At 64.9% G+C, this 21,655-nt stretch carries 20 protein-coding genes; 8 read left to right on the forward strand and 12 right to left on the reverse strand.

Annotation, left to right across the window (positions count from 1 at the left end; translation table 11 throughout):
- Positions 1 to 49 precede the first annotated feature (49 nt).
- A complete protein-coding gene (locus tag OHA70_RS36840) occupies positions 50 to 1,201 on the forward strand; it encodes an epoxide hydrolase family protein (RefSeq protein WP_328325965.1) in 1,152 nt (383 codons plus the stop codon).
- Positions 1,202 to 1,245: 44 nt separating this feature from the next.
- Here the strand turns inward: OHA70_RS36840 and OHA70_RS36845 are convergent, their stop codons facing one another.
- Positions 1,246 to 4,281 carry a caspase, EACC1-associated type gene (locus OHA70_RS36845; protein WP_328325967.1) on the reverse strand — a complete coding sequence of 1,012 codons (3,036 nt, stop codon included), beginning with the start codon at positions 4,279 to 4,281 and terminating at the stop codon, positions 1,246 to 1,248.
- Positions 4,282 to 4,284: 3 nt separating this feature from the next.
- Positions 4,285 to 4,620 carry an effector-associated constant component EACC1 gene (locus tag OHA70_RS36850; RefSeq protein ID WP_328325969.1) on the reverse strand — a complete coding sequence of 112 codons (336 nt, stop codon included), beginning with the start codon at positions 4,618 to 4,620 and terminating at the stop codon, positions 4,285 to 4,287.
- 232 nt (positions 4,621 to 4,852) lie between these two features.
- On the opposite strand from OHA70_RS36850, the gene OHA70_RS36855 reads away from it, so the two are divergent.
- The 4 genes from OHA70_RS36855 (at position 4,853) to OHA70_RS36870 (ending at position 10,282) form a co-directional block, all read left to right on the forward strand.
- Positions 4,853 to 5,206 carry a hypothetical protein gene (locus OHA70_RS36855; protein WP_328325971.1) on the forward strand — a complete coding sequence of 118 codons (354 nt, stop codon included), beginning with the start codon at positions 4,853 to 4,855 and terminating at the stop codon, positions 5,204 to 5,206.
- Positions 5,203 to 5,829: a hypothetical protein gene (locus tag OHA70_RS36860; protein ID WP_328325973.1), complete on the forward strand. Its 627-nt coding sequence runs from the start codon at positions 5,203 to 5,205 to the stop codon at positions 5,827 to 5,829. Before OHA70_RS36855 ends, OHA70_RS36860 begins: the two co-directional genes overlap by 4 nt.
- A gap of 316 nt (positions 5,830 to 6,145) precedes the next feature.
- On the forward strand, positions 6,146 to 7,060 hold the full coding sequence (locus OHA70_RS36865; RefSeq protein WP_328325975.1) for an HNH endonuclease: 915 nt from the start codon (positions 6,146 to 6,148) through the stop codon (positions 7,058 to 7,060).
- Positions 7,061 to 7,183: 123 nt separating this feature from the next.
- A complete protein-coding gene (locus OHA70_RS36870; protein ID WP_328325977.1) occupies positions 7,184 to 10,282 on the forward strand; it encodes a DUF3427 domain-containing protein in 3,099 nt (1,032 codons plus the stop codon).
- 27 nt (positions 10,283 to 10,309) lie between these two features.
- Here OHA70_RS36870 and OHA70_RS36875 read toward each other — a convergent pair whose 3' ends face one another.
- A complete protein-coding gene (locus tag OHA70_RS36875; RefSeq protein ID WP_328325979.1) occupies positions 10,310 to 11,065 on the reverse strand; it encodes a DinB family protein in 756 nt (251 codons plus the stop codon).
- Positions 11,066 to 11,211: 146 nt separating this feature from the next.
- On the opposite strand from OHA70_RS36875, the gene OHA70_RS36880 reads away from it, so the two are divergent.
- Entirely contained in the window at positions 11,212 to 12,186 is a 975-nt protein-coding gene (locus tag OHA70_RS36880; protein ID WP_328325981.1) for an aldo/keto reductase, read from the forward strand.
- 103 nt (positions 12,187 to 12,289) lie between these two features.
- A complete protein-coding gene (locus OHA70_RS36885) occupies positions 12,290 to 12,841 on the forward strand; it encodes a hypothetical protein (protein WP_328325983.1) in 552 nt (183 codons plus the stop codon).
- 237 nt (positions 12,842 to 13,078) lie between these two features.
- Here the strand turns inward: OHA70_RS36885 and istB are convergent, their stop codons facing one another.
- The 9 genes from istB to OHA70_RS36930 form a co-directional block, all read right to left on the reverse strand.
- Positions 13,079 to 13,798 carry an IS21-like element helper ATPase IstB gene (istB, locus tag OHA70_RS36890; protein WP_328325985.1) on the reverse strand — a complete coding sequence of 240 codons (720 nt, stop codon included), beginning with the start codon at positions 13,796 to 13,798 and terminating at the stop codon, positions 13,079 to 13,081.
- Positions 13,799 to 13,881: 83 nt separating this feature from the next.
- Positions 13,882 to 14,685 (reverse strand): Mu transposase domain-containing protein, encoded by an 804-nt coding sequence (locus tag OHA70_RS36895; protein ID WP_328325987.1) that lies wholly within the window; start codon positions 14,683 to 14,685, stop codon positions 13,882 to 13,884.
- Between the two features lie 14 nt (positions 14,686 to 14,699).
- Positions 14,700 to 15,005, reverse strand: coding sequence for a hypothetical protein (locus OHA70_RS36900; RefSeq protein WP_328325989.1), 306 nt, complete (start codon positions 15,003 to 15,005; stop codon positions 14,700 to 14,702).
- A 192-nt stretch (positions 15,006 to 15,197) separates the two neighbouring features.
- Positions 15,198 to 16,010 (reverse strand): alpha/beta fold hydrolase, encoded by an 813-nt coding sequence (locus OHA70_RS36905; protein WP_328325991.1) that lies wholly within the window; start codon positions 16,008 to 16,010, stop codon positions 15,198 to 15,200.
- A gap of 48 nt (positions 16,011 to 16,058) precedes the next feature.
- A complete protein-coding gene (locus tag OHA70_RS36910) occupies positions 16,059 to 16,481 on the reverse strand; it encodes a DoxX family protein (protein ID WP_328325993.1) in 423 nt (140 codons plus the stop codon).
- Positions 16,482 to 16,561: 80 nt separating this feature from the next.
- Entirely contained in the window at positions 16,562 to 17,407 is an 846-nt protein-coding gene (locus OHA70_RS36915; protein WP_328325995.1) for an ABC transporter permease, read from the reverse strand.
- The gene (locus OHA70_RS36920) at positions 17,404 to 18,369 is read right to left on the reverse strand and encodes an ATP-binding cassette domain-containing protein (protein WP_328325997.1); all 966 of its coding nucleotides are present in this window, start codon (positions 18,367 to 18,369) and stop codon (positions 17,404 to 17,406) included. The genes OHA70_RS36915 and OHA70_RS36920 overlap by 4 nt, the downstream gene beginning before the upstream one ends.
- Before the next feature lie 105 nt (positions 18,370 to 18,474).
- Positions 18,475 to 19,068: a PadR family transcriptional regulator gene (locus OHA70_RS36925; protein ID WP_328325999.1), complete on the reverse strand. Its 594-nt coding sequence runs from the start codon at positions 19,066 to 19,068 to the stop codon at positions 18,475 to 18,477.
- A 265-nt stretch (positions 19,069 to 19,333) separates the two neighbouring features.
- A complete protein-coding gene (locus tag OHA70_RS36930; protein ID WP_328326001.1) occupies positions 19,334 to 20,269 on the reverse strand; it encodes a LysR family transcriptional regulator in 936 nt (311 codons plus the stop codon).
- Between the two features lie 133 nt (positions 20,270 to 20,402).
- Between OHA70_RS36930 and OHA70_RS36935 the strand changes: the two genes are divergently transcribed.
- A complete protein-coding gene (locus OHA70_RS36935) occupies positions 20,403 to 21,329 on the forward strand; it encodes an SEC-C domain-containing protein (RefSeq protein ID WP_328326003.1) in 927 nt (308 codons plus the stop codon).
- Positions 21,330 to 21,655: the final 326 nt, after the last annotated feature.

Consider the following 21,655-nt stretch of genomic DNA (forward strand, 5'->3'; position numbering starts at 1 on the left):
TAGTTCAATTGGGAAGCTAACGTTCCTATATGGCTTCTACGGTAAAGCCATGAACAACAACGGCAGCTCCCCCGCAGACATCCGCTCCTTCCGCGTCGAGATCGCCCAGGCCGACCTGGACGACCTGAACACCCGCCTCGCCAACACCCGCCTCCCCGAGGCCGCCCCCGGCGACAACTGGGACCTCGGTACTCCGAACAGCTACCTGCGCGAGATGGTCGACCACTGGCAGACCGGGTTCGACTGGCGCGAGCAGGAAGCCCGGATGAACGAGTTCCCGCACTACCTGACCGACATCGACGGCCAGACGGTCCACTTCATCCACGTCCCGTCGGCCGAGCCGGACGCCACCCCGCTGCTGCTGGTCCACTCGTACCCGGGTTCCTTCATCGACTTCCTCGACATGATCGGCCCGCTGACCGACCCGGTCGCCCACGGCGGCAAGGCATCCGAGGCCTTCTCGGTCGTCATCCCGTCGATCCCCGGCTTCGGATTCAGTACCCCGCTGGTCGACCGCGGCTGGACGATGGCCCGCGTGGCCCGTACCTTCGACGCCTTGATGCGCCGCCTCGGCTACTCGTCGTACGGCTCGCACGGCAGCGACGGCGGCGCGATGGTCTCCCGCGAACTCGGCCTCCTGAACCCCGAAGGCTTCCTAGGCCTGCACGTCCTCCAGCTCTTCTCCTTCCCGAGCGGCGACCCGACCGAGTTCGAGAAGTTCACCCCCGAGGACTACGCCGCCCTCGAACACCTCCAGTGGTTCCAGTCCGTCGGCGGCTACAACGCCATCAACTCCACCCGCCCGCAAACCGTTGCCGTCGGCATCTCCGACTCCCCCGTCGGCCAACTCGCCTGGAACGAACTCTTCAACAGCTTCGGCAACGGCACCAGCCTGGTCACCCAGGACCAGATCCTGACCGAGGTCTCCCTCTACTGGTTCACCAACACCAGCGCCGCCGCCGGCCGCTACCACTACGAGGAAGCCCACGCCGGTACCGAACCAGCCATCAACAACGCCCCCACCGGCGTAGCCGTCTTCGCCGACGACTTCAAAACCATCCGCCCCCTAGCCGACCGCGACAACACCAACATCGTCCACTGGACCAACTTCAAGGAAGGCGGCCACTACGCCTCCCTAGAACGCCCAACCGACCTCACCACAGACCTCCGCACCTTCTTCACCACCCTCCGCAACGCCTGATCCACCCAGGAGAGCGGGGCACCTGACCAGGTGCCCCGCTCTGGCTATTTGCCGAGCGAGATCGCCCCGACGGCCTTCGGGATCGTCGCGTCCACGATCAGCACGTTGTGCTCGAAGTCGTACCCCGAGACATAGATCCGCTGGTTGTCGCGGCTCACCGCAACCTGCCTCGCCAGCCCACCGTCGCTCTCGGCCGTGCCGACCTTCGCACGGTTCTTGGTGTTGATGACGGTGACCAGGTCCTTGAGCTCCTGGCCCTCCGACGACGCACCCAGTACGACGTACCGGCTGCCGTCGTCGGTCAGTACCGCGTCCTTCGACCGCCCCGGCAGCGGCACCGCCGTCGGCCGCGGACTGTCGACGTTCGTGTTGACCACGGAGTACGAATCCTCCGACAGCACATAGAGCGCGTCGTCATCCTGGTCGACGCTCAGGTCTACCGGCTTCCCGCTGATCTTGTACGCCGAACGCGACGGCTTCAGCGTCGCCGCGTCGATCACGGTGACGGTCGACCCATCGTGATTCGCCACGTAGAGGAACTTGCCGTCATGCCCGGTCGCCAGCGCGGACGGAGTGGACCCACCGCTCACCGGCCCACCGACGGTGGTCAGCTTCTCGGTATCGACCACCGTGATCGTGGCCGCCTTCTCACTCAGCACGAACAGCCGATTCGTCTGCCGGCTCCACGCCAGATCGACAGGCTCGAATCCGACCGGGATCGGCGCACCCTTGACCGTCCAACTGTCGACGTCGATCACCGAGACGGAGTTGGACCTGGCATTGGCCACGTACAACTGACGCCCATCCGGAGAGAGCAACACGCCGGCCGGACCTTCCCCGACTTTGAGCGCCTCGCCCTCTTGCCGTTGCGAGGTGGTACTGATCTTCAGGACCTTGCCGTTCGCCGAGTCGACCGCGTAGAGAACATTGTTGCCGGGCGCAACCGCAACAGCCACCACCACCGGATACGTCGGCCCCCGCGGATCGACGATCACGATCGCCCCACCCAGTACTACGGGCAGCATCGCCGCAATCCCCACGATCGCCCACCGCCGACGACGCGCTCCGTCCGAGAGCTGCCCGGTCTCAGCGGCCTCATCGCGCCAACGCCCGACGATCACCACGACGGCCAGCAAGGCCCACACGGCAAGGAGAACCGTGAGCGCCCGAGTCCGCTCGGGGAATCTGGGCAGGCCGCCGTAGACCCCGACCCAGAGCGGGAAGCCGGCAAGCACCCAGCCGGCGAGGAACGTCCGGCCCCGTCGCATCAGCACAGCGAGCAGCGGCCCAGCTAAGGCCAGTACGGCGCCGAGGATCTGGACAGCCGCAATCGGAAATGGCACGCCCTCCCTGAACCGCAGGCTGGCGTTGTAGGTCAGATAGAACGTGATCCACAGTTGGATGAGCGCTGCCACCCCGCCCAGACCGACCATCGTCCAGGCCCGCCAGCCGCGCAACCGCCGTACGTCGAGCGACAGCTCACCGCGGAAGTGGTAGAGCGCCACAGCGCCGGCAGCGATCGCAGCCGCTTGTCCCTGGTACGGATACAACGGGTACACCGCATAGAGCCTGTGCGTATCGACGCCGAAGCCGGAGAGCTCTTTCGTCAACGTCTCGAGCTGCATCACCAGGCTGACCGCTCCAACGACCGTGGTTCCGGCGACCAGGGCCAGGCCGAAGCGGTACTGGAGGGCGATGACCAGACAGGCTGCGACGGCAGCGACAACGCTGTACCAGAGCGAGACTTCATCCAGACGATAGACGCTGAATGCGCGGCCGGCCCCGGGGACCAGGTAGAACGCGGCCAGCACGCTGAGCCAGTAGATCGGCGCGGGCACTGTCGCCGGAACCAGCCGGGCGTTCAAGAGGCGAACGAGCTCTTTGAAGAACCCGCCGCTGCTGACCTTCGGCCCCGCCGCCTGCTCCGGCTGCCGCGTTGTGCTGGTGCTCGGCACCTCGCCGATTGGCGCAGCCACCGCCGGCTGCCGAGCCGTACGAGTGGTCCGGCGACTCGACACTCCATCCACTGTCACGCCCTCGGGCATCGAGACGACCGACATCGGAGCGGCCGGCGGCGTCACAGCTGGCGCTGGTGCTACAGGCGTCGACCCAACAGGCCTTGGCGCGAGAGGCGTCGGCGGCCCAGGTGCGTCGAGGGCCGCGCGGGCTGCTGCCGAGACGGATCGACTGTCGTCGTCGACGAGTTCCTCGAGCCGGCGGGTCGCAGTACGGCGTACCAGCTCGTTGCCGGACCGCCGCAATTCCGCGAGCCCACCCACCGCCGCTTCTCTTGCCCTCGGCAACGGGTTCTCCAGCGCCGCCGTCAGATGCGCCGGCAATGTCCAATGCACATTGGCCGCGATCACCGTCCGGCCCTCAACCTGATCCAGCTTCTTCGGCCGCTGATTGGGCTGCTCAGCAGTCACCCGGTCGTACACATAGCTGTAGAGCTCGTCGACCGTGATGTCCCCATCACCGTCGATATCCGCAGTACCGTCCCGCAAACCCTCGACCAGATGCCGGGTGAAGACAGACTGCGCAGCCTCCCCATGAATTGTGCTGCCTTCAAACGCATACTGCGTCGAATCCGACGCCGTCAGCACCGTCCGCCCGCGCCCACCCAGTGTTTCCAGATGAACCGCTGAGTCCGACTTGGCGAACTGCTGCGTCTCGTACGAACCGCTGTAGCAACAGTCCAGGATGAGAATCTTCTGCCGGGAAGGACTCTCGGACATCGCCTCGTCGATGAGGTGAGCCGCCAACGCAGTGAACCTCAGAGAATTGCGCTTGGTGTTGGACATCGCCAGGTGCAGCCGGCCGTTGTCGTCCTTGAGCCCGTGGCCGGTGAAGTACAGCAGCGTCAGATCGTCACGCCTGCTCCCCGCGTAGAACTCCGCGATCGCCTCGCCCACCGCATCTCGCGAAGCGTTGACAAGCGTCCGTACCTCGAAACCCGCGATCTCACGATCCTCGAGCACCCGCGCGAGCGCCTCAGCGTCGTGCGCTGGAGTGGTCAGCCTCCTGAGCCCCGTGTCCTCGTACTCATACGTCGCGATCAGCAACGCCAACCGACGCACCATGCGTCACTCGTCCGCGTGCTTGATCAGAAATGCCTTGAGCAACTGCTCGCGCTCATCAAAGCTCGGCCGATCCAACTCGATCGAGTCATCCCCGAACTTGATACTGATCCGCTGAGGCCCAGTACGCCGCCCAAGCCAGTCCCGCAGCACCGCGATCAGCGTAGGAATCATCCCGCCGGCCCCCACCAACGCCACAGCGATCGCCCCAACCGCCGCCGCATCCCCCTTGCTGTTCTCAGGCGCCTCCCCGACCACCAGCCGAGCCTCCAACTCCCGCCCAACCAACTCCCCCCGAAGCTGCCGAGCGAGCCGATCAACCCGCTCCTCGTCATCCCCCACCACAACAACCTCAACCCACCCCACGCCATCCCCCACAGTCCGCCCCACCTAGTAACCCGCCCCCGCGTTCCGCCCCACATAATCCTCGCCCAACAACCCACCCACAAGCACCAACATCTAACAGCGAGTGATCAGCAGCCACCGAGGCCACGCCGCCCTCCTGTGGATAACCTCCAGGGCGTCCACCTCCACTCGGCCTATTCTGATGAAGCGTTCAACCGAGAGGACCTCCATGGACAAGGAAACCCCGTACCTCCTCCCCGACGGTCAGACCGCCTGGGTGATCGCCACCGAGGAAGCCTCCAAGCACCTGCACGACATCCTGCAGATGTACCGCGGTGGCCAGACCGAACCCCTCATCTTCGGCGACTCCGGCCAGCCAGAGGCCGTCGTCATCCCGTGGGAGGTCTGGCGAGCACTGGTCGCCCAGTCCACCGACGAGGAAGGGTTCGACGCTAGCTACTCGGTGTTGCGCCACCGGCTCGCGAATCCGGCGGGACCATCGATCCCGTACGAGGACGTCGCCGCCGAGCTCGGAATCGATCTCGATGAGGACATCGACGATTCCGACCTGAAGCCGCGATGACGCAGTACCGGCTCCTCGTACGACCGGAGGTAATGCAGCAGCTCGCCGAACTGCAACGCGCCGCCGCGTCCCAGCCGACTGGTGGTCTGCGTGACCGCGAGTTCCGCGCGCTCAGACTCGGCCTTCGAGCCCTGGCCAACGGCGACGAAGAGAGCTTCAACGGAAAACGCCTCCGCGACGCCACCCACGACCTCAGCGACTGCGCAGAAATCAAGCTCTCCGTGATCCCCGAGTCCCGCGGCAACCAGGAACTCGGCCCTTCCCACCGCCTCCTGTACCGCGAATTCGACCCCGAAGACGGCGGCCTCCCCTACCGCGAAGTGATCTCCTTCGAACCCCGCAAAGACGACCGCCCCTTCAAAGTCGCCGCAGCCCGCCTAGACCGCCCCCTCGGCTTCAAGCTAGACACTCTCCACGCGGCCCCCACCACACACCCAAACCACGGCCCAACCTCCCCCACCACCGCGTCCCCCGTCCGCCAACCCCTCCCCCCAGACCTACGCAAAGCCCTAGCCGCCGCCTCCGACGTAGCCCCCGCCCGAGGCGCCGTCACCGCGCAGCCGTCGACGCAACCCACCTCAACTCCCCGGCATCGCAGCGACCCACCCACCCACGAACGCTAGCCACCTCCCTACACCACCGCTGCAACCGATCGCCATCATCTCGACTCGCATCCACCGCTGGTGCTTCGAGGACAGAGACGACAGAAGCACATGGCGTCCCGAAGGTCATCGCAAACCATCTGCGCCTCCATGTCGATGCTGAACGATCCGTCGACCGATCCATCCAACATCTCAACAGCCAACTGCTTGCCACCGGCACCGCCCGAGTAGGCCTAGCCCCGACGCGACCCCACCCTCTTCGTAGACTGTGAAGGGCTTAGAGCCGCTTTGCCTAACTTCACCGCTACCGATTAACGAGCCGAGGAGGCCAGCCGGGATGCAGATTGGCCTGACTGAGGAGCCGTCGTTCGATGGTCAGTTGCGCAAAGCGGCGATGGAGTGGCTTGATCAAAAAGAGGGACGGTTGGTCACCCGGGCAGAACTTGCCGAGTTCCATTTCAATGGCGAGCGGATCCCGTTGATCGATCGTGGCCGCGGCATCCGCAAGCCTGCCTCGCTCGACGCGGCGCTCTCCATGAGCACTACCTTTACCAAACCGGGAGCGGAGCCTCCGTACGCCGACGCAGAGGGGCCAGACGGCCTCCTTCGATACAAGTATCAAGGTGACGACCCCGAGGCGTTGGACAACATCGCGCTGAGGCGCTGCTTCGAGCAGGGGCTGCCACTAATCTGGTTCGTCGCCATTGAGCCAAGCAAGTTCCTTGCCAGGTATCCCGTCTACCTCATCCGCGATGAGCCTCTGCAGCTCCAGTTCACCGTTGCGCTGGACGCAGCACAACGCCATCTGCCACGCGGTGATAACGCGGACGAAGACACCCGCGCCTACGCGACCCATCTGAGTCGTCTGCGACTTCACCAGCCAGTCTTCCGCGCACGGGTGCTGGAGGCATATAAGCATCAATGCGCAGTTTGTCGTCTGCAGCACACAGAACTTCTGGATGCAGCGCACATCCTTTCCGACCTTCATCCGAACGGCAAACCTGTAGTGCCAAACGGCCTGGCGCTCTGCAAGATTCACCACGCCGCCTACGACCAGAACATCATCGGTATCCGGCCTGACCTCGTCGTTGCAGTCAGACCCGACATCCTGGTTGAGATCGACGGCCCGATGCTCCGTCATGGAATCCAAGAGATGGCCGGTACTCGGCTCAGCGTCCCGAATCAGCGGGCCGCCCGGCCCGATACCGAGCGCCTAGATGAGCGATACAGCGCCTTCCTCGCCGCTAGCTGACGTCAGACGGCCGTTACGCGGCACCAGAGCCTCGGGCAGAGGGTCCAGCAACACGCTCAGCGACCGGTGAGTCCAGACAATGTCGGAGCGATCTGGCAGGCTCCTTCGCGAGGTGGTGACTGGATGAAGCCAGGGATCTATGACGCGCTCGTGACTGACGGTCTGCTTGGAGCCTTGAACCAAGCAGAGGGGCTCGCGCCCGCGCTCGAAAACATCGACGAGGCAGACCAACCCGAGGTTTTGGCTCGGCATGTTCGCGACGCCGTACTGCGAACGCTCGGCGCGACTCGAGACCAGGGCGAGCGAGTGGCGCTCGTCAACGACCTCCTCAGCCGACTCGCCACACAGAACGACGCGTTGCCTGATGCAAGTCCACGCCGACTACTAGCGCTCTATCCACCAGCAGGCCCTGGTGTCTATCAGCCCGGCGACACCCGCCCCAGCACACCGCTGTCGGACGCGGCTCTCCTCACGAACGCCCACGGCGAGCCCGCGCTCGGCTCCGAACTGCGGTCTGAGATCGATACCTCAGACGAGGTCGACCTTCTCTGCGCCTTCGTCAAGTGGTACGGACTGAGGCTGCTCGAGCCGGAGCTACAACGCCTACGTCAGCGAGGGGCACCGTTCCGTGTGATCACCACGACCTATATGGGAGCGACCGACCGCGCTGCACTGGATCGGCTTGTCCGGGACTTCGGTGCCGAGGTAAAGATCCAGTACGACGTACTTCGTACGCGGCTGCATGCCAAAGCCTGGCTCTTCCGTCGCAACACCGGCTTCGACACCGCGTACGTTGGCTCGTCGAACCTTTCTCGCGCAGCACTCCTCGATGGAGTCGAGTGGAACGTTCGCCTGTCTCGCATCGGCACCCCCAGCTTGCTCAACAAGTTCGGCGCCACATTCGATACGTACTGGAACGACTCGACCTTCGAGACGTACGACCCGGAGCGCGACCGTGATCGACTAGACGACGCGCTTGCCCAAGCGAACAACCGCAAGACGTCAGATCGCGTCACGATCTCACTCGCCGGCCTCGAGGTACGGCCGCGCCCGTATCAAGCCGAGATGCTCGAGGCGATCGCGGTTGAACGTGAGGTACATGATCGACACCGAAATCTCGTCGTAGCGGCAACAGGCACAGGAAAGACCGTCATCGCTGCCCTCGACTATCGGCGCCTTCGCGATGCCGCGCTGGACAGTGGGAAACTGCCTCCCTCGCTGCTGTTCATCGCCCACCGGAAAGAGATTCTTCAGCAATCTCTTCGGACCTACCGAGAGGTGCTGAACGACGCATCGTTTGGCGAGGAGTATCACTCAGGCACCCGCCCTGAGCGCTGGGATCATGTCTTTGCGTCGGTACAAGCGCTCACCGCTTACGACGTCACCACCTTGCCGCCGGACGCCTTTGACGTCCTGGTCGTCGACGAGTTCCACCACGCCGCAGCACCGACCTATCGCAGACTGCTTACGCACCTCAAGCCGCAGGAGTTGCTCGGTCTTACAGCGACGCCAGAGCGTACCGATGGCTTTGACTTGCAGTCCTATTTCGACGGTCGCACCGCTGTCGAGCTGCGGCTCTGGGACGCGCTGTCAGACGACCTTCTCTGCCCGTTCCACTACTTCGGCATTGCAGATGGCACCAACCTCGCCGACGTGCAATGGAAGCGTGGCCGATACGACGAGCAAGAACTCGAAGGCCTCTACACCGGCAACGACAGACGTGCAGCCATCGTCGTCCGAGAGTTGCAGGACAAGCTGACTGACGTCCATGCGATGCGCGCCCTCGGCTTCTGCGTCTCCGTCGCCCACGCCGAGTACATGGCCAAAGTATTCCGGGAAGCAGGCATTCCAGCTTTGGCTGTGTCGGGCAAAACCCATCCCGCTGACCGTGACCAGGCCCTACGTGATCTGAGGGACCGCCGGGTCAACGCCCTCTTTGCTGCCGATCTGTTTAACGAAGGTCTGGACCTCCCAGAGGTAGACACGATCCTCTTCCTCCGCCCGACCGAAAGCCCAACCATCTTCCTGCAGCAACTCGGTCGCGGACTGCGCCAGGCGCACGGCAAGCCCGTCCTGACGGCTCTCGACTTTGTCGGACACCAACGCAAAGAGTTCCGGTTCGACAAGCGATTCAGAGCCCTCACTGGGCAGACCCGCAGAGGTCTCCAGCGGCAGGTTGAACTCGGCTTCCCCTTCCTGCCGTCTGGATGCCAAATCGTTCTCGACAAGGTCACCCAGCAGACTGTTCTCGACAACCTGCGTACCCAGGTGGTCGGGCGTTGGCCCGAGATGACCAGCGAGCTCCGTTCCCACGGCGACCAAGATCTGGCGACCTTCATCCGAGAGTCTGGCGTCGACATCAGCGACATCCTGCGCAACGGCAAGAGCTGGACCACGCTCAGACGCAACGCCGGCCTTCCCACTCGCGAAGGCACAGCCCGCGAATCCACTCTTCTCCGTCGCGTACGCGCTCTGGCCCACGTGGACGACCCCGACCGTATGCGCACCTACACCCTGCTCTTGGACGACACCTCGCCGGCCTATGCCGAACTGAACGACGCGCAACAGAATCACGCTCGCATGCTCTTCTTCTCACTCTGGCCTGATGGCGGAGGCTTCGACTCGTACGACGCAGGCCTAGAGGCTCTTCGTTCAGAACAGGCACTCCGTGACGAACTGATCCAGGTCATCGACTACTCGATGGATCGTGCCCGCCACCGAACCATCGAGCTCTCTGGCCAACTCCACGGCATCCCGCTGCGGGTACACGCTCGCTACCAACGCGAAGAGATCCTCGCGGCCCTTAGCTACGCCAGCCTCCAGCGCCGCCCAAGCAGCTTCCGCGAAGGCGTCCTGTCCTCAAAAGACACCGGCATCGACGCCTTCTTCGTCACCCTCACCAAGTCAGAAGCGGACTACTCCCCCACAACCATGTACCGCGACTACGCCATTAGCCCCACGCTGTTCCACTGGGAGTCCCAAAGCACCACCTCAGTAGCCTCAGCAACCGGCCAGCGCTACCTCAACCACCGCGCCCAAGGCTCAAACATCCTCATCTTCGCCCGCGAAAAGAAGCTCAACGAGCTAGGCACTTCGCCGTATCTCTTCCTGGGCCCAGCCACCTACACCACCCACACCGGCGACCGCCCCATAGCCATCACCTGGCGCCTAGACCACCCCATGCCCACTGACCTCTTCCAATCGGCCTCAGTCGTCGCCTAGCCGGGCTCGAAGACTGGCGTGGGCGGGTCAGGTGTTGGCCTCGAGGGTGGTGAGGTCGCGTACGGCGTAGCGGTGGTGCTCGGCCTCTTCCTTCAGTACTACCTTCAGGCAGCGGCGTACGACGTACTCCTGGTCGGGGTACATGTCCGCCGGTTTGCGGGTGCAGACTCGGTCTAGTTCGGCCTCGGTGAGGGCGTCGACGACCTGACGCATCTTGGCCATGCGGGTGCGGCGCGCTGCGAGGACTTCGTCGAGGGTTGGGGTGGCTTCGATGGTTAGGCCGAGTTTTGCCATCTCGGCAGCGGGTGTCCCGCCGGCGGGGAAGCCCAGGGGGTGGTACGGGGAGTCCTCTTCTAGTACGCAATTGCCTAGCCAGGCGTCGCTGGCGAAGAGGAGGTGGCGGTGGGTTTGGACGAAGGACCACTCGCCGTCTACTTGCTCGTACAGCTTGTCCTCGGGTAGGAGTCTGGCGCGATTGAGGGTCGCCTCCCAGAGAGCTTCGATGGCGTCCCAAGTAGTCCGGTAGTCGTCGGGAGTTGCGGCCTCTCGCGCTAGGGCGCGTGTTGGGTGGCGGTGGTCCAGTTCGGACTCGACGTAGGCGGTTACGTCGATGTCGTTGACGACTAGGCGCTTGAAGTCGCCGCCTAGGGAGATGTCGGTGCCGTAGCAGTCGACGATCTTCAGGTTGTTGACTTCGCAGTCGCGGATCTCGAGGCCGGCTAGGTCGCTCAGGTGGATGCGGGCGCCACGGAACTGGTCGGTCTGGAGGTATTCAGCAGCCATCGCAGCAGTCTCGCGCACCCGGCCGGTAGGCGCCATGTTGGTTCGGCGTCGGCGGTACGGCGTACGGGGACTTAGAAGACTGAGTGATCGAACTGAGTGGATTCTTCTGTTGGAAATCTGGGCCTGGGCGAGGGAGGTTGGGAGATATGGAATTCACTCAGCTTGGGCGTACGGGGTTGTCGGTCAGTCGGATCGTGTTGGGGACTATGAATTTTGGGCCGCATACGAGCGTGGAGGACTCGCACGCGATCATGAGTGCGGCTCATGAGGCTGGGATCAACTTCTTCGACACTGCCAACGGGTATGGGCGCGCGATCTACCCGGGGCGGACGGAGGAGATCGTTGGTGAGTGGTTCGCGAAGGATCCCGCCAACAGGCACAAGACGGTGCTGGCCACCAAGGTCTATGGGGACATGGGCGAGGGGTGGCCGAATGAGGGCAAGCTGTCGGCGCTGAACATTCGGCGGGCGCTGGATGCTTCGCTGAAGCGGTTGCAGACGGACTACATCGATCTGTACCAGTTCCACCACGTCGATCGCGCCACTCCGTGGGAGGAGATTTGGCAGGCGATGGAGGTTGCGGTGCAGCAGGGGAAGATCCTGTACGCCGGGAGCAGCAACTTCGCTGGCTGGCATATTGCGCAGGCGCAGGCCGAGGCGGCTAAGCGGAACTACACCGGCCTCGTCAGCGAGCAGTCGATCTACAACCTCATCGTGCGGGATGTGGAGCGCGAGGTGCTGCCGGCGGCGCAGGAGTTCGGGCTCGGCGTGATTCCGTGGTCGCCGTTGCAGGGTGGGTTGCTGGGCGGCGTACTTCGGAAGGACGTCGAGGGCGTCCGTCGGCTCGAGGGCCGCGCAAAGGAGGCCGTCGAGAAGATGCGGCCGCAGATCGAACAGTACGAGGCGTTCGCGGATGAGCTTGGGCATGCACCGGGCGACGTCGCGCTCGCGTGGTTGCTACACCAGCCGGCCGTGACCGGTCCGATCGTCGGACCGCGCACGATGGACCAACTCGAGTCCGCGATCCGCGCCGTCGACCTCAAACTCGACGACAAGGCCCTCGCCCAGCTCGACGAAATCTTCCCGGGCTACAAGACAGCTCCCGAGGATTACGCCTGGTAAGTCATTGCACGTCGGGTGTGGCGCAGCGTTCGCCACACCCGACAACGGTTCGCCGGGGTGGCCCGGGTGGGCGATCGCGGCGGCGACTTGCGAGAGTTGGGTCATGCCGAAGAGCCGCGGTCGCAAGAAGCCGAGCAAGAAGCAGTCTCGGGGGCATCTCCATGCTGTGCCGGACCAGCCGGTCGGACGTGAGTTGCTGGACGGCTTCTCTGAGGCAGACATCGATGACCTGCAGGATGCGGTCGAGCGGCGGATGTTTGCGATGCCGTATGTCGGTACGCGGATCGGCGATGACGAATTCCCGGAGCTGGATCCGGACGACCCGAACGAGCGCGGCATCTTGATCAAAGGCGAGCATCCCGCGTACCACGACGCGCTCGTCGACCCTGACTTCGATGGTGAGATCGACGGCGTGAGCCCGCGACGGCACCTGCTGATGCACGAGATCGTCGCGAACCAACTGTGGGACAACGAGCTGCCCGAGGTCTGGCAGACGGCGCGCAGACTTCTTGCCCTGGGCCACGACCGGCATAACATCCTGCACGCCCTTGGAGAAGTGTCCATGAGGCAACTGCAAGCCAGCTTGACGGAACAGCGGCTCTTCGACCGCGAGCAATACTGCGCCGATCTCAATCAGCTTGGTCGCGACATCTAGGGACGTGGAGCTACGAGGGCCAGGTGGTTAGGACGGCTCTGGCGAAGGTCACGCCTTCCATCGCTTGTCCGCCAGCCGATGGCGGTGAGGATGTCCGTGATCGCGCTGTTGCCGTCTTCCCTGTGGCTGCGGAGGTTTCGTCCGACACCGCTTGTTGGCGAGTTCTGACACCGCCGGGCACGTGTCGGTGCCGCGAATGTTGGTTTGCGTCGACACCGCTTCCTCGCCCGACGGGTGTCAGGTTGTCCGCTGCTTTGTGGCTTGGGCCAGATGGTAGGAGTCGGTGCCGGTCTCGAGGATGGTGCCGCCGAAGGTGAGTCGGTCGACGATGGCTGCGCATAGCCGGGGGTCGGTGAAGGTGTTGGTCCAGCCGCCGAAGAAGTCATTGGACGCGATCGCGACCGAGGCCTTCTCCTCACGCTCGGTGAGGACCTGGAAGAGGAGTTCCGCGCCGCGGCGGTCGAGTTGCATGTAGCCGAGTTCGTCGATGCACAGCAGGTCGACGCGGCCGTAGCGGGCGATGGTCTTCGCCAGCGTCATCTCGTCGGCGGCCTCGACGAGCTCGTTGGCAAGCTGGGTCGCCAGGGTGTACTTGACCCGGTAGCCGGCCATGGCGGCCTCGGTGCCGAGTGCGATCAGCAGATGGGACTTGCCGGTGCCGGAGTCCCCGATCAGACACAGCGGCTGTCCCTTCTGGACCCATTCGCACTTGGCGAGGGTGTGGATCACGGCGGGATCGATGTTGGGGTTGGCGTCGAAGTCGAAGGCCCGCAGGGACTTCTCGCGGGGGAACTTGGCGGCCTTGATCCGGCGTTCGGACCGGCGTCGGGCGCGATCGTCGCACTCGGCAAGCAATAGTTCGGCGAGGAACCCGCGGTAAGACATCTGCTCACGCCCTGCCCAGTCGGCGTAGTCGGTGAAGGAGTTGCGATGGTGGGCATTCGCAGCATCCGGCACGCTTGGTCGATCGCGGCGTCGGCTGCTTCTTCGGTCATTCCACGGCGCTTGGTCGTCACGGTGCGGCTCCTTCGTTCGGGGTGTCACGTCGGCTGGCCAACAGCTGGTCGTACTTCTCCACGCTCGGCAGCGGCCGAGTGTCGGCCGGGATGTGGGCGCGGAGCCGGCGCTCGGTCAGCGATCGCACGGCAGGGGATCTCGCCTTCTCCGCGTGCCCTGTCGCCGCTCATCAGGGACTGGTGGTCCGCTGTCGTGTCGTCGGCTCCGCCATCTGCTGTGTCGTTGTACTTGCGCGCTTCCAACGCGACAGCGTCCGCGGTGAGCGCGCCTGCACGCAGCGCCGTCGCGAGTCCGGCGACGACGTGGTCGTGTGGAAGGTGCCGGTGCAGCATCAGGACCTCAATGAGGACACGGGTGCCGTCGGCGTCACCGTGGGCCTTGCAGGCCGCGGCCCACCAGGCGTCGTGAACGGGCGTGAACCGCCCGGATGCCCTGGCCTGCTCCAGCGCTTTCGCACCGGGTAGCGCGCCCGGTTTGCGGAGGAGGACCTCGAGATAGTGGTCCAGGTCGACCCGGGTCGAGCCCTTGGTCATGAGCCGTTCGTGGCGGGCGACCTCGGTCCTGCCGTCGAACACGACCAGGTCGCTGGCGTTCAGGAGCACCCGGGTTTGACGGCCGACCATGCGCACGGGCACGGAGTACTTGTTCATCCGGACCGTGACCTGGGCGTACCGGTCCACGCGCGGGGTGAACCAGCGGCCGGTCTCGAACGGCTCGGTCGGAAGGGGCGCGAGGAGTGGCTGCTCGGTGGCGAAGTGTTCCCCGACCGTGCGGGCGCGGGACCCGATCCGCCGGGCATCGTCGGCCTCGTCCCAGGCGTCGACCACAGCGTTGAGCTCGTCTAGGGAGTCGACCTCGGGGATAGGGACGAGGTGTTGCGTCGGAACCAGCCGATCTGCCCCTCGATGCCGCCCTTCTCGTGCGCACCTTGGATTCCGGGCTGGCAATAGAAGGCTTCGATGCCGTAGTGGGAACGGACGGCGGTCCACCTGTCGGCCTCGACCCGCTGGCGGGAGAACCCGATCACGCTCGCGACGGCGGCCTTGAGGTTGTCGTAGCGGATCTTCCCGGTCGGCACCCCGCCGAGCACGTTGAAGGCGTGGACGTGACCCTCGAAGAAGGCTTCCTGCCCAGCCGAGGCACTCACCCTGTGCACGGCCTTGCCCGAGTAGGAGAGCCGAAGGCTGAACAGCGCGCAGGTTACGAGCTCGCCGCGCAGGCGGATGGCGACGTCGCCGAAGTCAACCTCGGCCTCGCGGCCCGGGAGGTGCTCTTGCGGGATGAACGCGTTGGCAGGTACGACCGACGACGGAGCCGATGAGCAGCGAGTAGGCCAGGTTCAGTGTTCGCTGCTGAAGAACCGTAGCAACAGCGGGCCGACGGTGTGTGGGTCGACGACGTGATCCGGCACCTCGAGGGTCTCCCGCTGGGCGTGGGGTAGTAGGTCTGCGAGCTCGTCGGCTGCGCGGTCGAAGAAGTCCGAGGGCAGGCCTGCCATGTAGGGGACCGTGATCGGTCCTCCGGTGGTGACCAGGACCGGTTGGGTGACCGTTGCCAGTCGATCGGCCGGCAACTGGTAGCGGTTGAGGAAGACGCTGTCGTGGACCAGCGTGGGCGCGAGGGCGACCGAATCCGCCCAATGCGCCGTCTGCTTGCCTGCCGCTTTCCTGGCCGCGATGTTGTCGTCGGAGGCGCCGCTCAAGCGCATGAACAGTTCGAGAACCTCCTCGTCTCGCCCGGCGTCGAAGGCGCGTCGGGTGTCCGCGACGTACTCCTCGAATCGCTGGCGGATGTCGTCCCCGACCGCGTAGGGCACCTCCCACACGGCGATCGTGTCGATGGCTGACCCGGCTGCGGCGGCTTCCAGCGCCAGCGCGCCACCAGAGGACGCCCCGAACAGGTGTGCCGAGCCGCCCGCCTCCGCGATCAACGCATCCAGGTCCTCGATCTCCCTTTCCGCGGCGTAGGGCTCGGTGAAGCCGCTCGCCCCGCGTCCCCGACGGGCATAGTTGTAGACCGTGAAGCGCTCGGCGAGAGCAGGTACCAAGGAAGCGTTCTCGGCTCCGTCGTCCAGTGCGCCGCCTACCAGGACGACAGCCGGGCCGCTTCCCTTCCGGTCGTAGGCGATGGCGGTGCCATCGTCTGATGTCACGCGAAAGGCCATCTCGTTCATCTCACATCTCCGTTCGAGAGGTTTGTCTCATCGCCTGAGCAGCGTGCCGACGATGGCCTCGGTGCGCGACCACCGCGCCCTTGCGATCACGGCCGCCACGACGAGAAGGGCGAGCGCCAGCCAAGGGCTCTGATCGAGCACGAATTGATCCGTGATGACAGCACCGGTCAGCAATGCCGCCAACCCGAGACTGGCCAGGCCCGCCAGAGCCGGGATCAGAAGTCCAACCCCTCCCGAGACCTCCAGCGCTCCGACCAGGTACCGGAGCCACTGGCCAGCCCCGATGTCGGCGAACATGTCCACCCTGACCGGGTCGCCGGCGAGCTTCGAGATTCCGCCGCCGGCGATGATCGCCGCCAGCGCGACGTGCAGAATCCAGACCCCGATGCTGATCGCCCGCCCGGGTGTGTGCGCAACGGTTTCCGAGTTGTTCTTGGGGATGGTGCTCATTCGACTCTCCTTGTCGTGTCCGGGCCGGGGCGTTGGCCGGGTTGTCGGAGTTGATTTCGACCCAGTGCTCGTAGCGGCATCTACTTCTTGTTGCGGTAGAGGACCATGGTGATGGGACCGAACACCGCGACGAGAAGTACGGACGAGACGAGCACCCAGCCGATCTCCCCGGCGGGCACCGAGCCGTGCATCAGGCCGCGCACCACGGTCGCCAGGTGGGTGATCGGGTTGACCTCGACGACCGCCTGCAACCACCCGGGCATCGTCTTCGGGTCCACGAATATGTTGCTCACGAACGTCAGCGGGAACATCAGCATCATGCTGAACCCCGCCACCGAGTTCGGCGTGCGCAGGATCAGGCTGAGCATCGTCCACAGCCACGACAGGCAGAACGAGAACACCAGCAGCAGCACCACCGAGAGCACCACCCCGACGGCGCCACCCTCCGGCCGGAACCCTAGGACCAGGCCGAGCGTGATCACGATCGCCGACCCGATCGAGTAGCGCACCAGATCGCCGAGCAGGGCGCCGACCAGCGGGGATGGTCGCCACACCGGAAGTGACCTGAACCTGTCGAACACCCCCTTCTGGATGTCGGTGTTCAGCGTGATGCCGGTGTTCATGGTGATCATGACGTTCGCCTGCACCAGGATGCCGGGCAGCAGGAATTGCAGGTACTCCTGAGTCGACCCGGCGAGCGCGCCACCGAACAGGTAGGTGAACATCAACGTGAACATGATCGGGAACATGGTCACGTCGACGAGCTGCTCGGGCACGTGCTTGATCTTCAGGAGGGCGCGCCAGCCGAATGTCAACGAGGTGCTCACCGGACCGGGTCGGGGCGGGCGCTCACCGGCCGACAGCACACTGCGCAGCGCGTCCTCGGTGACCGGCGCCGACGCCTGCTCCGTGGACGTGGCATTCATGCGGCATCCTCCTCGGGTGTCTCCTCGGCGGCGTGTCCGGTCAGGGCGAGGAACACCTCGTCCAGGCTCGGCTGACCGAGCGCGAACTCGGTGACGTCGATGCCGCTGCGGGACAACTCGGCCAGGGAATGGGCGACCCGCTCGGGGTCGGAGATCCGCGCGGACAGCGCGGCCGGGTCAGCGGACGGCTCGACCGGCACCTCGAGGACGCCGGCGAGGACCCGCTCTGCCTCGGCCCGCTGCTCGGGCGCACCTAGCCGTACGTGCAGCGAGCCGGCGCCGACCGATGCCTTGAGCTCGCCGCTCGAGCCCTCGGCGACCACCTTCCCGTGGTCGATCACCGCTATCCGGTCAGCCAGCTGGTCGGCCTCGTCGAGGTACTGCGTGGTCAGCAACACGGTGGTGCCCTCGGCAACCATGCCCCTGACGATCTCCCAGACCTGGTTCCTGCTGCGCGGGTCGAGCCCGGTCGTGGGCTCGTCGAGGAAGATCAGTTCGGGGGTGACGACCAGGCTCGCCGCGATGTCGATGCGCCTGCGCATCCCGCCGGAGTACTTCTTCACCTGCCGGTCGGCCGCCTCGGCAAGACCGAACGCGTCGAGCAGGTCGGTCGCCCGCTCCCTGCCTCGGCGGCGTGAGTAGCCGAGCAGCCTGGCGAGCAGTAACAGGTTCTCCACCCCGGTGAGGTCCTCGTCGACCGACGCGAACTGCCCGGTGAGGCCAACCCTGCTCCGCACCGCCCGGGCGTCACGCACGACGTCGTAGCCGAGCACTTGCGCCTCTCCGGCGTCGGGGTGCAGGAGCGTGGCCAGCATGCGGATCGTGGTGGTCTTGCCCGCCCCGTTCGGACCGAGCACGCCGTACACGCCCCCGGCGCTCACAGCCAAGTCCACACCGGCGACCGCGTGGGTCTTGCCGAAGCTCTTCTTCAACCCTCTCGTCTCGATCGCGAGCTTTCCCATCGGTTCGATTCCCTCTCCCGGTGTTGCGAACGGATTGGTTGAGCACTAGCCAAGTTTGACTACTTGGCCAAAGTACACGAGGGGGAAACGACTAGTCAAGGTTGATTAGAAGCGCATCTTGAGGGGATCGGGGACCGTTCGCCACGAACCCGGATCGTCGGCCATGGTGTAGGCGCCCTCAGACAGTCGTTTGCTCAGGCTCTTCGCCCACTCCAGTTCGGTGCGTGCGTGTCCCGCCCACAGTTCGGCCTGATCGCGGACGTGTTCGGGAATGTCGGGGTTCGGGTTCTCCCGCCACTTGGCCTGCTCTACGAGCTCCGCTTCCAGGCGCGCGACCCGCTCGTTAACGTGCGCGATGGCATCTGTCCTGGTCAGCATGGGCAACATGGCGATAGACGCGTCGAGCATGGTGGGGTCATGGGTGCGCCGCAGACCGTCGCGGACCAGTTCGACTATCTCGTCACGTCCCCGAGCTGTCGCGCGGTACAGAACGCGATCCGGCCCGGAATTGCCCGGCTCGGCGTGCTCGGTGAGGAGGCCATCAGCCGCCGCCTTCTTCAGCGCGTGATAAATCGAGCCGGGCTTGATCTTGGCCCAAATCTCCGCACGCCAGTTCTGCAGTTCGGACCGCACCTGGTAGCCATGCGCGCCGCCGGAGAGGTGCACGACACCGAGTACCAGGAGCTTCGTCGCCGACATGCGCCCACCTCCGCTCAATCTGCTCGGACTCGCTCCGCTTGCGAGCCCGCCAGGGTGTGTGTCAACTCCCACCAACACTAGGGTGCCCTCCTGGTCCGGGTGGTGTCAGCACTGACCTACAAACGGTGCTGGTGGAGACCTCCAAAGCCATCCCTGGATTGTGCGGCGTGAGCTGCCAGGAGGATGAGCCTGGCTTGAGTCTCGTAGACGTTCGTCGAGGCCTGCGGCATCTGTTCGGCGAGATGCCACCACAGGGCGAGCGAGGCTATCGGGCGCGTACTGCCGTCCCGCGCCTGGGCTCCGGGTGGGCCTGGCCCTTGGAGCCGGCAGTCGTGGGAAGCATTCCGATCAAGGCGTCGGCGGCCAGGGAGGCAGCTGTACCTGTGGGGATGGCTACTGAGACTTGCCAGGAGTCGGCTGAGTTGGGGGTTAGGGGGACGGTGATGTGGTCGCCTCGTTTGGCGGCTATGCGTTCTGGGACTAGGGCTACGCCTAGGTTGTGGCTTACCAGGGCTAGGAGGGTGTGGACGTCGTTTACCTCGATGGTTACGGGGTGGCTGACGTTTGCAGCGGAGAAGGCGTGGTCGGCGATTGCGCGGGCTCCCCAGCTGGGGTCGAAGTCTACGAAGGACTCGCCTGCTAGGTCTTGGAGAGTGACCGTGGGGGCTTTGGCTAGGCGGTGTTCTGCTGAGCAGACCATGACCATGTCTTCGGTGGAGAGTGGCCGCAGATCTAGGCCGTCGATGGGGTGGCCGGCGGTGGCTACGAAGGCTACGTCCAGGCGGCCTGAGGCTAGTTCTTCGAGCATGGGGGTGGATCCGCCTTGGCGAACCTCGATTTCGACGGCGGGGTAGGCCGAGCGGAACTTGGCTAGGAGGGCGGGGACGTCTACGACGCCTAGGCATTGTTCTAGGCCGACTGTTAGGTGGCCGCGGAGTAGGCCTTGTACTGCGGCTACTGCGTCCTTGGCTGCTTCGGCGGCGGCTAGGGTGCGGCGGCCTTCGCAGAGGAGGGCTCGGCCGGCCTCGGTGAGTTCGACGCTGCGGGTGTTGCGGACGAAGAGAGAGGCGTGGAGTTCGCGTTCGAGGGCGCGGATCGAGGCGGACAAGCCGGACTGTGAGATCGACATCGCCTCCGCGGCACGGGTGAAGTGCTTCTGCTCGGCGACGGCGACAAAGTGCTCGAGATGCCTCAGCTCCATGACTCAGAAGTATAGGTGATCGATTCCGGCGGATTCTTCAGTCCCGGATGTCAGCGCCTCGCCGGGATAGCGGTCTTCCACAGGCTCGAAGGAAGCTCCGGAATCAAGGCGGAAAGTCCATACCTTCCCTGGCATGACGAACCTGAAAACTCACGAAGGACACAGCGGCTGGCCCAGTGGGCACTTGGCAGAGAGGTTGGACGCCGCACAGGCGCATCTATTGGAAGACAAGCCCGACGAGGCCATCGCGATCTGGCGGCAACTGGTCAGCGAGGGAGGGGAAGCAGCTGACTGGGGGCACATCGAGATCGCGGACTATCTCTTCAGCAAGGAACAGGAAGACGACGCTCGCGACGAGATGCGTGCACTGATTTCGGACCGAGCGCAGCCTGGCGTTCCGTGGCTGTTGGCAGCAGGACTGCTCGAGGATCGCGGGCAGTTGCACGAGGCACACTTCTGGTACTGCGCGGCCGCAGCCGCGCTCCCGGCACCTGAACGAACGGCCGCTGGCGAGCGGACCTTCAGCGAGGCGTGGGCACACGCCACTAGTGACGATTGGTGGGTAGAGGTTCGAGCAGGCCGGCGCCGGACCAGATGGGCGATCGGTATCCCACTAGACGACGATGATCTGCTTGCGCGGATGGGCTACGACGAGGCTCGAGAAAAGGTCCTTGGTTTGAACCAGCTCCTGAACTGGCCACAGGTAATAGATGGCACGTTCCAGTTCAGGAGTCGACTTCAGTTCGACAGTCTCGGGGGCGGGCGACGGACATTGTCTACGCCCTACGACGACAGGTACTACAAGCGTGCTGAGCGCTCGCTGCGAGAGCACGACAGCGGCCGAGTACTGCTCCTACCGCGTCAGGACGACGTGCTGTTGCCGCTTACCCAAGCGGCCTTTCGCGCTAGAAGCATGTTCGAGCTGGTGTCCGTCACTAGCCGGTGCGAGCTCGGCGACGCCATCGAGTGGCCACCGGGGCGGAATCAGACTTGCTGGTGTGAGTCGGGGACTAAATACAAGAAGTGTTGCGGCGGGCCGCTTCCGGCATTTCAGGCATGAGAACAGCTGGCTGGCTACCCGCCTGCCGGCGAGGCGATACGTGTCGTCCTGCAGGTTCGGCGGTAGCCAGCTGACGCGGACGCACGAGTCCGCGATAAGGGCCGTGGGATCTGGCGGCATGTGAGAGGCGAAGGAGCGGGCAGGCGTTCCGTGGGCAAGACGGGACTGGCGGCGTTGCCCGGCAGCACAGTCGCCCGGACGATAGGTGCGCGCAGCAACCAGGGTGCTTTTGCAAAGTGGGCGACGGAGGAGGCCACGCTCGGGGTGGGTGGGAGCTAGGGCCGTGTGAGCGACGGAGGAGCGAGCGAGGCACAGGCGTGGGGATC

It is taken from the genome of Kribbella sp. NBC_00382, from assembly GCF_036067295.1.
Classification (GTDB): domain Bacteria; phylum Actinomycetota; class Actinomycetes; order Propionibacteriales; family Kribbellaceae; genus Kribbella.

What these genes read in the sequence shown, in the direction of transcription:
- OHA70_RS36840 (WP_328325965.1), top strand. Translation starts at nt 50, where the DNA reads ATGAACAACAACGGCAGCTCCCCCGCAGACATCCGCTCCTTCCGCGTC.
- OHA70_RS36845 (WP_328325967.1), bottom strand. Translation starts at nt 4,281, where the DNA reads ATGGTGCGTCGGTTGGCGTTGCTGATCGCGACGTATGAGTACGAGGAC.
- OHA70_RS36855 (WP_328325971.1), top strand. Translation starts at nt 4,853, where the DNA reads ATGGACAAGGAAACCCCGTACCTCCTCCCCGACGGTCAGACCGCCTGG.
- OHA70_RS36860 (WP_328325973.1), top strand. Translation starts at nt 5,203, where the DNA reads ATGACGCAGTACCGGCTCCTCGTACGACCGGAGGTAATGCAGCAGCTC.
- OHA70_RS36865 (WP_328325975.1), top strand. Translation starts at nt 6,146, where the DNA reads ATGCAGATTGGCCTGACTGAGGAGCCGTCGTTCGATGGTCAGTTGCGC.
- OHA70_RS36870 (WP_328325977.1), top strand. Translation starts at nt 7,184, where the DNA reads ATGAAGCCAGGGATCTATGACGCGCTCGTGACTGACGGTCTGCTTGGA.
- OHA70_RS36875 (WP_328325979.1), bottom strand. Translation starts at nt 11,065, where the DNA reads ATGGCTGCTGAATACCTCCAGACCGACCAGTTCCGTGGCGCCCGCATC.
- OHA70_RS36880 (WP_328325981.1), top strand. Translation starts at nt 11,212, where the DNA reads ATGGAATTCACTCAGCTTGGGCGTACGGGGTTGTCGGTCAGTCGGATC.
- OHA70_RS36885 (WP_328325983.1), top strand. Translation starts at nt 12,290, where the DNA reads ATGCCGAAGAGCCGCGGTCGCAAGAAGCCGAGCAAGAAGCAGTCTCGG.
- OHA70_RS36910 (WP_328325993.1), bottom strand. Translation starts at nt 16,481, where the DNA reads ATGAGCACCATCCCCAAGAACAACTCGGAAACCGTTGCGCACACACCC.
- OHA70_RS36915 (WP_328325995.1), bottom strand. Translation starts at nt 17,407, where the DNA reads ATGAATGCCACGTCCACGGAGCAGGCGTCGGCGCCGGTCACCGAGGAC.
- OHA70_RS36920 (WP_328325997.1), bottom strand. Translation starts at nt 18,369, where the DNA reads ATGGGAAAGCTCGCGATCGAGACGAGAGGGTTGAAGAAGAGCTTCGGC.
- OHA70_RS36925 (WP_328325999.1), bottom strand. Translation starts at nt 19,068, where the DNA reads ATGTCGGCGACGAAGCTCCTGGTACTCGGTGTCGTGCACCTCTCCGGC.
- OHA70_RS36930 (WP_328326001.1), bottom strand. Translation starts at nt 20,269, where the DNA reads ATGGAGCTGAGGCATCTCGAGCACTTTGTCGCCGTCGCCGAGCAGAAG.
- OHA70_RS36935 (WP_328326003.1), top strand. Translation starts at nt 20,403, where the DNA reads ATGACGAACCTGAAAACTCACGAAGGACACAGCGGCTGGCCCAGTGGG.